The following is a 13,367-nucleotide window of genomic DNA, read 5'->3' on the forward strand; positions in this document are numbered from 1 at the left end:
AGTTTCTAATCCACAATATAACCATATCAACGTTCTCTGAAAGGATGGAATATGGTGGATTACGAGCGTGAGGAAGAACATAATACTCCTGAACAGCCGAAGAGAAGCAAAAAAGGTTATTTTCTTTCAAGCCTGATCGGGGTGATTGTCGGCGCTGTATTGATGGCGTTTATTATGCCGTACCTTTCAAATGAGGGGTTTGATACGGGCGAGGCGGATCAGCAGCAGACCAACGGCCGGGAATCAATTCGAACAGTGAATGTCAGTGTGAACAACGCTGTCACTCAGATTGTCAGCAAAGTGTCGCCGGCTGTTGTCGGTGTCGTAAACATTCAAAAAACAGATATTTGGGGAGAAAGCGGTGAGGCTGGGAGCGGCTCAGGCGTCATCTATAAGAAAAATGACAACTCTGCTTATGTCGTGACCAATCATCATGTGATCGAGGGCGCTTCCCAAATTGAAATCAGTTTAAAAGACGGTTCGCGCGTGTCTGCTGAGCTTGTCGGCAGCGACCAGCTGATGGATCTTGCCGTTTTGCGGGTGAAAAGCGATAAAATCAAAGCTGTCGCTGATTTTGGCAATTCAGATAAAGTGAAATCTGGTGAACCGGTGATTGCGATCGGCAATCCGTTAGGCCTTGAATTTGCAGGTTCTGTCACACAGGGCGTTATATCGGGAACAGAAAGGGCGATTCCGGTTGATTCCAATGATGACGGTCAGCCTGACTGGAATGCAGAGGTGCTGCAAACCGATGCGGCCATTAACCCGGGGAACAGCGGCGGAGCTTTGTTGAATATGGACGGAAAAGTCATTGGCATCAATTCAATGAAAATCGCGGAGTCAGCGGTTGAAGGGATTGGCCTGTCCATTCCATCTAAGCTTGTGATCCCGGTGATAGAGGATTTAGAGCAATACGGCAAAGTGAAGCGTCCGTTCCTTGGAATTGAAATGAAATCGTTAAGCGATATTGCAAGCTACCATTGGGATGAAACACTGAAGCTTCCTAAACATGTGACCAATGGAGCGGTGATAATGGGTGTAGATGCCTTTTCACCTGCCGGAAAAGCGGGACTCAAGGAGCTGGATGTCATCACTGAATTTGACGGGCAAAAAATAAATGATATTGTGGATCTTCGAAAGCGGCTTTATCAGAAAAGAGTCGGTGATCGGGTGAAGGTGACGTTTTACCGCGGCGGAAAAGAAAAATCCGTTGAAGTGAAGCTGTCCTCCGCAGATCAGTTAGGAAGTTAATAAAAGCAGTCTGGCACTGATGCCAGGCTGTTTTTTTATGCAAAAAAACGGAACGGGGGTTACGTCCGTTCCATAGAAAATACATGGATGTTACACGTGAAACAGTGTGTAAGGGCTTGTCAGCTGCAAATACTTTCGTTTTCTTTCGACAACGTAGAAGATTTCACGGTACCTTTGTATTTGTGACCGCAATGCTATGTGCTTTTGCTTTTGTGATGGCGACTTGTTTTTTCTGAAACTGATACTTCATTACTTTCATGCTGCTGCTGTGGACATTGAAGGTATGAAGTTTGCCATCTTCTCCACTTTCTTCATTTGAGCTGATTGAACAGTCCCTTGGTATTTCCTCCTTATCATCAGATGTAAACGACAATTGAAGTGAAAAGTGAAATCGGAAGAGGAACGGTTTTTCTGATCCGGCTCCCCTCGGGTAAAGAAGATTGTTATTTTGCGTGCAGAGAAAACTTCTTCAGCCGGTATTGCAGGCTTTGTCTGCTGATGCCGAGCTCCTGAGCGGTTTTTGAAATGTTATGGCCGTGTTTTCTAAGGATGTTTTCGATCACATATTTTTCGAAGCTCTCCATTTTTTCTTTTAAATCAGCGGCGGGCTGATGCCCTGCGGGTTCCGGCTTCGAGATGTCTGCCGGCTTGATTTTCATGCGGTATTGATATGGCAGATGGTTGGCCGTAATCGTTTGTTCATCTGTCATGAAATTCATCGCACCCTCGATCATATGCTCAAGTTCGCGAATATTTCCCGGCCAATCATAGGATAAGAAAAATTGCTTCACATCTTCACTGATATGTTCGACATTCATTTGAAACAGGTGGTTGTTTTTCTGGATGAACTCTGACGCGAGAAGCAAAATGTCCTCTTTGCGTTCCCGAAGCGGCGGGATGATCAGTGTCACGACGCTCAGCCTGTAATACAAGTCCTTGCGCATTCGTTCACCCGCAATGGCATCAATCGGGTCTTCGTTCATCGTGGCGATAATGCGCACGTCAATCGGTGTATCCTTGGTCGAACCAATGCGTCTGATTTTCCGTTCTTGCAGGGCGCGCAGCAATTTTGCCTGCAAGCTCAAATTCAGTGAGTTGATTTCATCTAACAGAAGTGTGCCGCCATGGGCTTGCTCAAACAAGCCAGGCTGGTCAACGGCACCTGTAAACGCGCCTTTTTTCGTACCGAACAGGATGCTTTCCACCAGACTGTCAGGCAGAGCCGCACAGTTTTGAGAAATGAACGGGCCGCTTGATCGGTCGCTGCCGTTATGGATACTTTGTGCGAACAGCTCTTTTCCCGTGCCGGTTTCACCTGCGAGAAGAACCGAGGAAGACGTTCGGGTCGCCCGCTTGGCATTTTCGATGACATCCTGAATCGCCGGACTGGTGCCGAGAATGCTGTCAAATGTGTAAGTCGCGTTTCCTTTTTTATGCATATTCTCTCTGATCAGGCGTTCCAGCTTTGTCACGTCCTTGGCAATTTCGACAGCGCCTTTGATGTTGCCGTCTTGGACGATCGGATATGTATGATTGATTGTCGTGATTTCCTGGCCTTTATTATTGAAATAGCTTTGCTTTACATTTTTGATCGTTTTGCCTTCCTGGAGGGCTTGCACAAGTGTGCTGTCCTGCTGCTTCGAAAACATAAATACATCCATCAGGTTTTTATTTAAAACGTCCTGCTTCTCCATATCTTCAATTTGCATCATTTTGTTGTTATAAACAATCGTGTTTCCATGCTCGTCCACCACGTGCAGGCCGACATCAATTTCATCCAAAATGCTCTGAAACACTAATGTGAGGAATTCGCTGTCTTTGACCAAAGTATAAACCTCCCTCATTTATTTTCTTAATATTGCTTCTATTTTATAAAAGAATGGAGAGGATATGCAAAAGAATTTTGCACTATATGAAAATCCCGCTCAAAATATCTGAATATTTTTGCACCCTTGCCTCGAATATTGTAGAAAATACACGAATGTGCGAGTTGGCACGAAACTTGCATTTATAAAAAGGGAAAGCAGGATATAGTGTTGAAACAGAAAACAAGGGGGAATTCAAATATGCCAGCTTTATCAAAATCCAAAGAAATTATTGATCAGACGTCTCATTACGGTGCCAACAATTATCATCCGCTGCCGATTGTTATTTCTGAAGCGCTGGGTGCTTGGGTAAAGGACCCGGAAGGCAATGAATATATGGATATGCTGAGTGCTTATTCTGCGGTGAATCAGGGGCACAGACATCCGAAGATCATTCAGGCATTAAAGGATCAGGCTGATAAAATTACGCTGACGTCTCGCGCGTTTCACAACGATCAGCTCGGACCGTTTTACGAAAAGGCGGCTAAGCTGACGGGCAAAGAGATGATTCTGCCGATGAATACGGGGGCTGAAGCGGTTGAGTCTGCGGTAAAAGCAGCGAGGCGCTGGGCTTATGAAGTGAAAGGCGTAGCCGACAATCAAGCGGAAATTATTGCATGTGTCGGGAACTTCCATGGCCGGACGATGCTGGCGGTTTCTCTTTCTTCTGAAGAAGAGTATAAAAGAGGATTCGGTCCGATGCTTCCGGGAATCAAACTAATCCCTTACGGAGATGCGGAAGCGCTGCGTCAGGCGATTACGCCAAACACAGCGGCATTCTTATTTGAACCGATTCAAGGCGAAGCGGGCATTGTGATTCCGCCTGAAGGGTTTTTGCAGGAAGCGGCGGCGATTTGTAAGGAAGAGAATGTGCTGTTGATTGCCGATGAAATTCAGACGGGTCTCGGACGTACAGGCAAGACATTCGCTTGTGACTGGGATGGCATTGATCCTGATATGTACATTTTGGGGAAAGCGCTTGGCGGCGGTGTGTTCCCGATCTCATGCATTGCGGCGGACCGCGACGTTTTAGGCGTGTTTAACCCGGGCTCACACGGCTCCACATTTGGCGGAAATCCGCTGGCGTGTGCGGTGTCCATCGCCTCACTGGAAGTGCTGGAAGATGAAAAGCTGGCGGAGCGTTCTCTTGAGCTTGGCGAGTATTTTAAACAAGAGCTGGAGAGCATTGATAACCCTATCATTAAAGAAGTCCGCGGCAGAGGGCTGTTTATCGGTGTGGAACTGACGGAAGCGGCGCGTCCGTATTGTGAGCGTTTAAAAGATGAAGGACTTTTATGCAAGGAAACGCATGATACCGTCATTCGTTTTGCCCCTCCATTAATCATTTCCAAAAAGGATTTGGATTGGGCGATTGAAAAAATTAAGCATGTGCTGCAAAAGGCATAAATCCGCATCATGGCGGGATATTCACTTCGTTTGTATAAATTTACAACATAAAAATTAGCACTCCCTATTTGCTCAGCTACAGTATTTTAGTATAATGTATCTTTATGAGAAGAAGTGAATTTTATATTAAATAGATAGAGACTCTTTGGACAGCAAACTGGGATACGCACCATGTAGATGTTCCAGCTTAGATCCAATACAAGTTGCTGAAGGGGTGCAGAATGTGAATACGAACCAAGATAACGGAAATCAGCTCCAGCGGACAATGAAATCTCGCCACTTGTTTATGATTTCATTGGGCGGAGTGATCGGAACCGGTTTCTTCCTGGGAACCGGGTTTACCATTAACCAAGCAGGGCCGCTCGGTGCGGTTCTGTCTTATTTAGTGGGCGGCTTTATCATGTTTTTGACCATGCTTTGCTTAGGGGAGCTTGCGGTCGCCTTTCCTGTGTCTGGGTCCTTCCAGACCTATGCGACAAAATTTATCAGCCCGGCCTTCGGGTTTGCGTTCGGCTGGCTATACTGGCTCGGCTGGGCGGTTACATGCGCTATTGAATTTTTATCAGCGGGACAGCTGATGCAGCGCTGGTTTCCGCATGTGGAGGTCTGGATCTGGTGTCTGGTCTTTGCGGCCCTCATGTTTACCTTAAATGCGATAACCGCGAAAGCCTTTGCAGAATCTGAATTTTGGTTTTCGGGCATTAAAATATTGATTATCCTTTTATTTATTATTCTCGGCGGAGCCGCTATGTTCGGCTTCATTGACCTAAAAGGCGGAGAGCAAGCACCGTTTCTGACGCATTTTTATGAAGATGGGTTATTCCCGAACGGTATAAAAGCAATGCTGATCACAATGATTACTGTGAACTTCGCGTTCCAGGGAACAGAGCTGATCGGGGTTGCTGCGGGAGAAAGTGAAAACCCTGAAAAAACGATTCCGCGGTCAATCAGACAGACGGTTTGGAGAACACTGTTCTTCTTTGTTCTATCAATCGTTGTCATTGCCGGCATGATTCCGTGGAAACAGGCGGGAGTCGTGGAGAGTCCGTTTGTTGTCGTATTTGAGCAAATCGGAATTCCATACGCTGCTGACATCATGAACTTTGTGATTTTAATCGCGCTGTTATCCGTTGCAAACTCAGGACTATACGCATCGACACGTATCCTGTTCGCGATGGCGAATGAAGGACAGGCCTTCAAAGCGATTGGCAAGACAAATAAACGCGGTGTGCCGATGAACGCGTTAATCGTAACGATGGCTGTTGCCTGCCTGTCACTTCTGACAAAATTTGCGCAGGCTGAAACCGTATATATGGTGCTTCTATCCTTGGCGGGCATGAGCGCACAGGTCGGTTGGATTACGATTTCGCTTTCCCAAATCATGTTTAGACGCAAATATATCCGTGAAGGCGGCAAGACGGAAGATTTGAAATTTAAAACACCGCTATATCCGGTGCTTCCGCTGATCGGCCTAACGTTAAATACAGTCGTTCTCATCAGTCTCGCGTTTGATCCGGAGCAGCGTATCGCGCTGTATTGCGGAGTACCGTTTATGGTCATTTGCTACATCATTTATCATGTCGTCATTAAAAAACGCAAGCAGGCAAATCGTCAGCTAGAGCTTTAAAAACGTTGTCCGTAAGTCATCTTTGTTATAACCCGCATAGGACATTATCTTATATGTTGAGGTGGAATCACAGATGGATAAAACGATTTCGGTTATTGGAATGCCAATGGATTTAGGACAAGCACGACGCGGAGTGGACATGGGACCAAGTGCCATCCGGTATGCCCATCTGATTGAGAGGCTGTCAGAAATGGGTTATACGGTTGAAGATCTCGGTGACATTCCGATCAGCCGTGAAAAGATCAAAAACGATGAAGAACTGAAAAACCTAAATTCCGTACTGGCAGGAAACGAAAAGCTCGCTCAAAAGGTGAACACCGTGATTGAAGAGAAAAAATTCCCGCTTGTTCTGGGAGGCGATCACAGTATCGCGATCGGCACGCTCGCAGGTACAGCGAAGCATTACGATAAGCTCGGCGTCATCTGGTATGACGCGCACGGTGACCTGAATACGCTTGAAACATCACCTTCAGGCAATATTCACGGCATGCCGCTTGCGGTCAGCCTCGGCATCGGGCACGAGTCACTGGTTAACCTTGAAGGCTACGCGCCTAAAATCAAACCGGAACATGTCGTCATTATCGGCGCCCGGTCACTTGATGAAGGAGAGCGCCAGTATATTAAGGAAAGCGGCATGAAGGTGTACACGATGCATGAAATCGACCGTCTCGGCATGACAAAGGTGATCGAAGAAACCCTCGATTATTTGTCAGACTGCGACGGCGTCCATCTCAGTCTTGATCTGGACGGACTTGATCCAAACGACGCACCGGGTGTCGGAACCCCTGTCGTCGGCGGCATCAGCTACCGCGAAAGCCACCTGGCTATGGAAATGCTGTATGACGCAGGCATCATCACCTCAGCTGAATTCGTTGAGGTCAACCCGATCCTTGATCATGAAAACAAGACTGGCCAAACAGCAGTAGAGCTTGTAGAATCCCTGTTAGGGAAGAAGTTGCTGTAGACATGTGAAAACCCCCGCATCCCAGCGGGGGTTTTTTTATTATCCAATCATTTTCTCAGCGACTTTCATCTCTTGTGAGTGGGATTGATGATCTGCAATAAACCAGCCGGATAAAATCACTGCTGCAACGCCTGCGCCAATTAGAAATTTTTTCATTTACATAACCTCCGTTTGTTTAATGAGTTCTTCAATCTGTAATGCTTCATAAAAAAAGTGGGCAGCTTCTTTGTAAAGCTCATTTTCCCTATACCGTTGGCCAGCCAAAATGGAAAGTTCTCTTACACTGTCGTATTCTCTCTCCGACATCAACACATCCATATGTTCTTTGCATAAGTGAAACGTTTCCGCATGACCTCCTTCTGCGTAAATGGCATATAAAATATCAATTTTTGCCTCACATACCTTATTCGGCTCAGTATTTAATTTTTCCTTCAAATTTTGGTAATAAGCTAGGGCCTGTTCTTTCTTTTCCGTCTTAAACAGCTCTCGTATCAGCAAGTAAACAGAATGATAGTAATAGGCAGATCGGGCGTATTCTTCGTTCTGTAACGCCTCTTCTAATTTTGAGATCGCCTCGTCTGATTTTCCGCTTTGGGCATGGAGAAGTCCAAAGTTATGTAAAAGCTGGGCTTCAAAAAAATGGTCCTCTAATTCTCTCGTCATGCGAATGGCTTCATCCAAATAGCTTTCCGCCTCTTCAAACTGGTTCATCTCGGTAAAATTGCCTGACATCGTAATTAACGCGGAGGCGAGTTTCTTTTTGTAATCCGTTTCTTCTCTGAAGGTTTTGACCGCTTGCCGTGTATGGTTGAGAGACACAATATTTTGTCCCAGCTTATAATAGAGCTTTCCGACCTTCAGATGAAATTCGGCCTTTTCGATCGGATCGGGGATGTTGCTGAGATACTGCTCCGCTTCTTTATAGAGCCCGATGGCAATTTCGTAATGATTTTTATAGGCTTCATACATGCCTTCAAACAGAAAAAAGTAATATTTCAGCATGTCTGACGTAGCATTCATATGAGGAGACTCCTCATGCTGAAAGCCCAGCCCTCTCGCTTCATGAAGCAATACTTTATGTCGCAGTTCTAATAAGGAGAAGTAGGCAAGCACCTCCTGATCCTCTTCCATATCATCCAATAAAGGCTTCACTTCTTCAAAGATACGGGCGGACTCTTCAACTTCATGTTTCTTGATCGCAAGGTACCAATCGTTGAGCATGTTAGCGATTTCTGCAGGTGCAATCTTATTCATTTGAAACTCCCTTCTCTATTCATTTATCAATCTCATTGCTTATCATGATAGTAACACCTCCTTCTATTTTATGTAAAATCCTCTAGTCAATAAATAAAGGAGAGGCGATATGACCATTATGCTGACACCTATGCAAGCCGAGGAATTTCGATCCTATCTGACATACACGACTAAGCATTATGCAAAAGAAAAGATAAAGGCAGGATCGTGGCTCCCTGAAGAGGCCATGCTTTTGTCCAAACAGACTTTCTCTGATTTGCTGCCGAATGGGCTGCACACGCATCATCACCATCTGTGGAGTATCATCCTGAACGGTAAGGAAACGGCTGGCTGGCTCTGGATTCACGCAGAACCGGAACACCCGCAGCAGGAAGCGTTTATTTACGATTTCGGATTGTATGAATCATATCGGGGAAAAGGTTTTGCGAAGCAAGCCTTGAACGCACTGGATGAGATGGCAGGAAACATGGGCATTCGAAAGCTGTCTCTCCACGTATTCGCTCACAATGAGACGGCAAGGCGGCTGTATGAGCAAACTGGATTTCAGGAGACTGATGTGATCATGAGTAAGAAGCTTTAGGCCTGGGGAAGGCCCTTTTTTGTGAGACAACCTTCCTGTAAATGATTTCTAAAAATTCTGTAAATCACCTAGTTACCTTCCACATTTCCCTAATATAATGTTGATAAAGGAAAGCATCTTTCCTACACACATGAAAAGAGGAGATGTCATGAGTATGAAGAAAAAGGTATCAATTATTTTGGTAGCGCTTACAATGTGCGTCGGCCTGTTTGTTTCTCCCGCAAAAGCTGCAAGGACCACGAACTATGCTGAAGAAATCGCAGCGCTTCAGCCAGGCACGACCGCAGAAGAAATCACAAAATCCGCCAGCCAGATTGCCAAACAGCAGCGCGTAAAGACCGATGTGATTCTCAAACAGTTTTACAAGGAAATCACCGCCGATAAAGCAGAAGGAGACCAGCTCGCCAAGGAAAGCGGCATGTCCGTGATGGGCGGCTCATCCGGTACGAAAAAACTTCCCACTAGCACGAAAGGAAACATCTACTACACCAACTCCTACACAGCCTACTACAACCATGGCCACGTCGGCATGTACTCCGCCGCTGACAAGATTGTTGAATCGGTTCCAAGCGACGGCGTCAGGCAGATCGCTTATAATGCCAGAGACGTGGAAGACAACTCCATCGTACAAACAGTCAACGTCACCTCATCTAAAAAAACATCCGCTGCCGACTGGGCGGTATCAAGAGTCGGCGACCCATATTCATTTAACTTCGTCAATAACAGAAATACCGGCCATGACGGCGCCAAAAACTGTTCGAAGCTCCTATGGTCTGCATTTTTGCTAAAAGCCGGCATTGATATCGACAGCAATAAAGGATTAGGCGTTTACCCGCGCGACATCACAAGTTCTTCCTATACGACAACCGTCATGACGATCAATTAGGGAGACAGATATGAAAAAATGGATGATCACTATTGTCATGCTGATTCTCGCAGGAATCGCACTATTTGTCTTCGTTTCTCCTCTCAAAAGCCATAAAGCCGTGAGTCAGCAGGATCTCCGAGACCCTGAATTTCTGACCGACAAAGAAGTCCTGCTGTATTTCTCAACCTCTGCAGATCAAGATGCATTCGGCGGCGGGAAAAGCTATGCCCTGTTTATCAGCCAAGACGGGACGCTGTCTTCATTTCAGATGAAGGGCCTTGAGCTGGGTTCCGCCAAGGTTCATGACGACAGTGTGATGCTGGAGGACAAACACACGATTTTCACGATCAAAAACGGCTTGCAATCCCATAAAAGAGCCTATCAGCATACAGGCGACAGCGCGGGGTTTCTGCAAAACACGGACGGCTTTTACACCCTCTACAACTCCGGCTACGACAAAAAGGGAGACGGGTACCGCTCAGAGCTGTACCGCCAGTTGGACGGGGAGTGGAAAAAAGACGTCATCCCCTACTACATCCGAGCCTCAGGTTTTCACAGTGGCGCCATTTCCGCACTTGTCCCGACAGACGACGAGAAAGGCTATCAGCTCCTTCAGATTCAGGCCGATCAAAAGAAGCTTACCTATCACGCCATCACGGAATGGCAGTATCGGGAAGGAGCCTCAATCGAGTCTCAGCTTGCTGCGGACGATCAAGCTGTATATGTGATGGTTCGGGGGCAAAAAGCCAGCAATCTCTATCAAATGGTGAAAATTAATAAGAAAAACGGCAAGGTGGAGCTTTACGATATCGCCGAATACAAAAACGACGAGCAAACAATATACAGCTCTATGCCGTTCAGCTTCAAAAAAAGCTTTTTCTCGTATCACGGGTCCCTGTATTTCATTGACGGCTTCGGAAAGGTATACAAGATCGATGCAAAGACAGGAAAAAGCCGGATTGCCTTCGCCCTTTCCCCAGAAAAAATGAAGTCCGATTTCAAAGAAATCACCCAAAAAGGCAGCAGCCTCTATTTCTTCACATACACCTACAACCAGCCTGCATACATTGAACAATACAGCCTGAAAACCGGAAAGAAAGTGAAGGAAAAAGAGATCGGGAAGGTAAAGGAGATTGTGGCGCCGAAGAGTCATTTGAAGCTGTATGATTTTGAGATGATGAAGAATTTTTAAGGTGAAGGGGGTTCCGACTTGGGAGCCGTTATACTGCTCATCGTTTTTGTTTTTCCGATGATGTCAGGCGTAATTGGTGCAGCGGGTTATTTCATATGTAAGAAAGTTTGGATGGGTCCGCTCATCGTGCTTATTGCGAGTTTGATATTGTTGTTTACGTTAGCCTCTGGCAACAGTTCATTCATGTTTTGGGTTATGCTTTATACTGCAATTGCGTTAGCAGCCAGTATTGTCACATTATTTCTCAGGAAATGATTATTCAACTGACCACTGTTTATGAAGAGACTTGTGAAGTCTCTTTTTTCTGTTGCGCAATTTGATACATATCAATGATAGAACATTGTCCAGCCTCCATTTAAACATGGTTCAAAACTATAAAGCTTAAATGGCCTTTTCAAGCAAACAGGTGTTAATTACTGTAAAATGAATATATAAAATGGATGCAGATAAAGGAGGAAGCATATGCGCACCAAACGGGTCATTCTTCTGGCAGTTATCATCAGTCTGATTTCGGCGGCTACGATGTTCCTGTTAAACGGAGGTAAAGCAGATTGGTTCGACATCATCGGAATCATTATCGGCTGCTTTCTTGGCATATTTGTTGTTGTAAGAATACAGAAAAAGCAGGCGTGAAAAAGGGAAAGGGTCATGCTGAACCGAAGTCATGTTCAAGGACGCAAAGTCCAAACACATGAATGGGAGGAATGGCGTTGACAGGAAACAAAGCGGTTGTGTACAAAGGCAAAGGAAACGTGGCGGTGGAGGATATCGGCTATCCGGAGTTAATCTTGAGGGACGGGCCTGGCGTTCCGAAGGCGAATGTGAATCGGAAATGTGAGCACGGGGTGATTTTGAAGGTGATTACCACAAACATTTGCGGAAGCGACCAGCACATGGTCAGAGGCCGCACGACGGCGCCTGATGGCTTGGTGCTCGGGCATGAAATTACGGGAGAAGTCATTGAAACGGGACGGGATGTTGAATTTATCAAAAAAGGCGATATTGTTTCCGTTCCTTTCAACATTGCCTGCGGACGCTGTGTGATGTGCAGAACGCAGAAAACGCACGTGTGCCTGAATGTGAATCCGGATCGGCCGGGATCGGCTTACGGTTACGTCGATATGGGCGGCTGGGTCGGCGGGCAGTCGGAATACGTCATGGTGCCGTACGCTGATTTTCAGCTGCTGGTCTTCCCGGATAAAGAACAGGCGTTGGAGAAAATTCTTGATTTAACCATGCTGTCCGACATTTTTCCGACCGGCTTCCACGGGGCGTACACAGCGGGCGTGCAAACAGGTTCTACCGTTTATATCGCAGGAGCGGGACCTGTCGGCTTAGCCGCCGCGCACTCCGCCCAGCTGCTTGGCGCCTCGACGGTCATTGTCGGCGATTTGAATGAGGACAGACTGGCACAGGCGAGAAGCTTCGGCTGTGAAACGGTCAACGTACAAAAACACGACCGCCTCGGCGAGCAAATTGAACAAATACTAGGTGAACCAACCGTGGATGCCGCAGTGGACTGTGTCGGCTTTGAAGCGTCCGGACACGGCAGCCAGGGAGAAGCGCCAGCCGCCGTGCTGAACTCGATCATGGATGTCACCCAGGTCGGTGGAAGTCTCGGTATTCCAGGCTTATACGTGACCGAAGATCCCGGTGCAAAGGATACGGACGCCAAAACAGGCTCATTAAAAATCCGTTTCGGACTCGGCTGGGCCAAAGCCCACACCTTCGTCACCGGACAAACACCCGCTATGACATACAACCGCAACTTGATGAAAGCGATCCTGAGCGGCAGGGCGCAAATCGCAAAAGCCGTCAACGCCACCGTCATTTCTCTGGACGACGCGCCAAAAGGATACAGCGATTTTGACAAAGGAGCGGCGAAGAAATTTGTGATTGATCCGCATGGAACATTGAAATAAAAAAAAGCCGGCGGTTCAATCGAACGCCGGCTTTATTGCTGATAATCGGTTTCTTCAAAGCGATCTCCTGATTCGTCTTGGTCGATTTTGTCCAGTCCAATCAGAATATAAGGGTTTTTCTCATTTTCCTCGGAAACCGGCTTTCGCTTCACAGTCACAATCGTTTCTTTAGGCGAGAATTTGACGACTGACACCTCAAGCTTCTTATCCTTCTCGCTGCTTCCGAGAGAGACCACGACCATTTTTTTGCCTTCTGATATGGTGAAGACTTGGTATCCTTTCACTTCATCATGTGTTTGAAGGTAATTTGCGTTTAATTCTAGCTCGGAACTCCCTTCACCGATCCGATCCTTCTCTAACACCCAATAAGACGACTGACACCCAGCAAGCAGCAACATGATCACAAAAAGCCAAACCCATCTGAAGCGCACATGCAG

General features: G+C 46.5%; 14 protein-coding genes. 10 read left to right on the plus strand and 4 right to left on the minus strand.

What is annotated here, in order from left to right; translation table 11 throughout:
* The first annotated feature begins 51 nt into the window (after positions 1–51).
* Complete coding sequence (gene htrC, locus KXD37_RS06200) at positions 52–1,251, plus strand: serine protease HtrC (RefSeq protein WP_263463408.1); 1,200 nt, start codon at positions 52–54, stop codon at positions 1,249–1,251.
* A 443-nt stretch (positions 1,252–1,694) separates the two neighbouring features.
* Here htrC and rocR read toward each other — a convergent pair whose 3' ends face one another.
* Positions 1,695–3,077: an arginine utilization regulatory protein RocR gene (gene rocR, locus KXD37_RS06205; RefSeq protein ID WP_024123512.1), complete on the minus strand. Its 1,383-nt coding sequence runs from the start codon at positions 3,075–3,077 to the stop codon at positions 1,695–1,697.
* A gap of 240 nt (positions 3,078–3,317) precedes the next feature.
* On the opposite strand from rocR, the gene rocD reads away from it, so the two are divergent.
* From rocD to rocF, 3 genes are all read left to right on the plus strand, one after another.
* Complete coding sequence (rocD, locus tag KXD37_RS06210) at positions 3,318–4,523, plus strand: ornithine aminotransferase (protein ID WP_024123511.1); 1,206 nt, start codon at positions 3,318–3,320, stop codon at positions 4,521–4,523.
* Positions 4,524–4,746: 223 nt separating this feature from the next.
* Positions 4,747–6,150, plus strand: a complete 1,404-nt coding sequence (locus KXD37_RS06215) for an amino acid permease (RefSeq protein ID WP_229148254.1) — start codon at positions 4,747–4,749, stop codon at positions 6,148–6,150.
* A 73-nt stretch (positions 6,151–6,223) separates the two neighbouring features.
* Positions 6,224–7,114 carry an arginase gene (gene rocF, locus KXD37_RS06220; protein WP_010332588.1) on the plus strand — a complete coding sequence of 297 codons (891 nt, stop codon included), beginning with the start codon at positions 6,224–6,226 and terminating at the stop codon, positions 7,112–7,114.
* A gap of 39 nt (positions 7,115–7,153) precedes the next feature.
* Here the strand turns inward: rocF and KXD37_RS06225 are convergent, their stop codons facing one another.
* Together KXD37_RS06225 and KXD37_RS06230 are read right to left on the minus strand one after the other, a co-directional pair.
* A complete protein-coding gene (locus KXD37_RS06225; RefSeq protein WP_010332587.1) occupies positions 7,154–7,270 on the minus strand; it encodes a Phr family secreted Rap phosphatase inhibitor in 117 nt (38 codons plus the stop codon).
* A complete protein-coding gene (locus KXD37_RS06230) occupies positions 7,271–8,368 on the minus strand; it encodes a Rap family tetratricopeptide repeat protein (protein WP_010332586.1) in 1,098 nt (365 codons plus the stop codon). It lies immediately after the preceding gene.
* Positions 8,369–8,477: 109 nt separating this feature from the next.
* On the opposite strand from KXD37_RS06230, the gene KXD37_RS06235 reads away from it, so the two are divergent.
* The 6 genes from KXD37_RS06235 to fdhA all read left to right on the plus strand — a co-directional run bounded on the left by KXD37_RS06235 (position 8,478) and on the right by fdhA (position 12,930).
* Positions 8,478–8,948, plus strand: coding sequence for a GNAT family N-acetyltransferase (locus KXD37_RS06235; RefSeq protein ID WP_263463409.1), 471 nt, complete (start codon positions 8,478–8,480; stop codon positions 8,946–8,948).
* A 148-nt stretch (positions 8,949–9,096) separates the two neighbouring features.
* Positions 9,097–9,834 carry a YiiX/YebB-like N1pC/P60 family cysteine hydrolase gene (locus KXD37_RS06240; protein ID WP_263463410.1) on the plus strand — a complete coding sequence of 246 codons (738 nt, stop codon included), beginning with the start codon at positions 9,097–9,099 and terminating at the stop codon, positions 9,832–9,834.
* 10 nt (positions 9,835–9,844) lie between these two features.
* Positions 9,845–11,008 carry a hypothetical protein gene (locus tag KXD37_RS06245; RefSeq protein WP_263463411.1) on the plus strand — a complete coding sequence of 388 codons (1,164 nt, stop codon included), beginning with the start codon at positions 9,845–9,847 and terminating at the stop codon, positions 11,006–11,008.
* 18 nt (positions 11,009–11,026) lie between these two features.
* On the plus strand, positions 11,027–11,263 hold the full coding sequence (locus KXD37_RS06250) for a YbeF family protein (protein ID WP_263463412.1): 237 nt from the start codon (positions 11,027–11,029) through the stop codon (positions 11,261–11,263).
* Positions 11,264–11,470: 207 nt separating this feature from the next.
* On the plus strand, positions 11,471–11,641 hold the full coding sequence (locus tag KXD37_RS06255) for a hypothetical protein (protein WP_010332581.1): 171 nt from the start codon (positions 11,471–11,473) through the stop codon (positions 11,639–11,641).
* A 62-nt stretch (positions 11,642–11,703) separates the two neighbouring features.
* Positions 11,704–12,930 (plus strand): formaldehyde dehydrogenase, glutathione-independent, encoded by a 1,227-nt coding sequence (fdhA, locus tag KXD37_RS06260; protein ID WP_263463413.1) that lies wholly within the window; start codon positions 11,704–11,706, stop codon positions 12,928–12,930.
* Positions 12,931–12,962: 32 nt separating this feature from the next.
* Here fdhA and KXD37_RS06265 read toward each other — a convergent pair whose 3' ends face one another.
* Positions 12,963–13,361, minus strand: a complete 399-nt coding sequence (locus KXD37_RS06265) for a hypothetical protein (RefSeq protein ID WP_263463414.1) — start codon at positions 13,359–13,361, stop codon at positions 12,963–12,965.
* Positions 13,362–13,367 lie beyond the last annotated feature (6 nt).

The organism is Bacillus sp. XT-2, from assembly GCF_025696525.1.
GTDB classification, from domain to species: Bacteria; Bacillota; Bacilli; order Bacillales; family Bacillaceae; genus Bacillus; species Bacillus halotolerans.

Bases quoted from the DNA above. Each gene is read 5' to 3' on its own strand.
- htrC (WP_263463408.1), top strand. From the start codon at position 52: ATGGTGGATTACGAGCGTGAGGAAGAACATAATACTCCTGAACAGCCG.
- rocD (WP_024123511.1), top strand. From the start codon at position 3,318: ATGCCAGCTTTATCAAAATCCAAAGAAATTATTGATCAGACGTCTCAT.
- rocF (WP_010332588.1), top strand. From the start codon at position 6,224: ATGGATAAAACGATTTCGGTTATTGGAATGCCAATGGATTTAGGACAA.
- KXD37_RS06225 (WP_010332587.1), bottom strand. From the start codon at position 7,270: ATGAAAAAATTTCTAATTGGCGCAGGCGTTGCAGCAGTGATTTTATCC.
- KXD37_RS06230 (WP_010332586.1), bottom strand. From the start codon at position 8,368: ATGAATAAGATTGCACCTGCAGAAATCGCTAACATGCTCAACGATTGG.
- KXD37_RS06235 (WP_263463409.1), top strand. From the start codon at position 8,478: ATGACCATTATGCTGACACCTATGCAAGCCGAGGAATTTCGATCCTAT.
- KXD37_RS06240 (WP_263463410.1), top strand. From the start codon at position 9,097: ATGAGTATGAAGAAAAAGGTATCAATTATTTTGGTAGCGCTTACAATG.
- KXD37_RS06245 (WP_263463411.1), top strand. From the start codon at position 9,845: ATGAAAAAATGGATGATCACTATTGTCATGCTGATTCTCGCAGGAATC.
- KXD37_RS06255 (WP_010332581.1), top strand. From the start codon at position 11,471: ATGCGCACCAAACGGGTCATTCTTCTGGCAGTTATCATCAGTCTGATT.
- fdhA (WP_263463413.1), top strand. From the start codon at position 11,704: ATGGGAGGAATGGCGTTGACAGGAAACAAAGCGGTTGTGTACAAAGGC.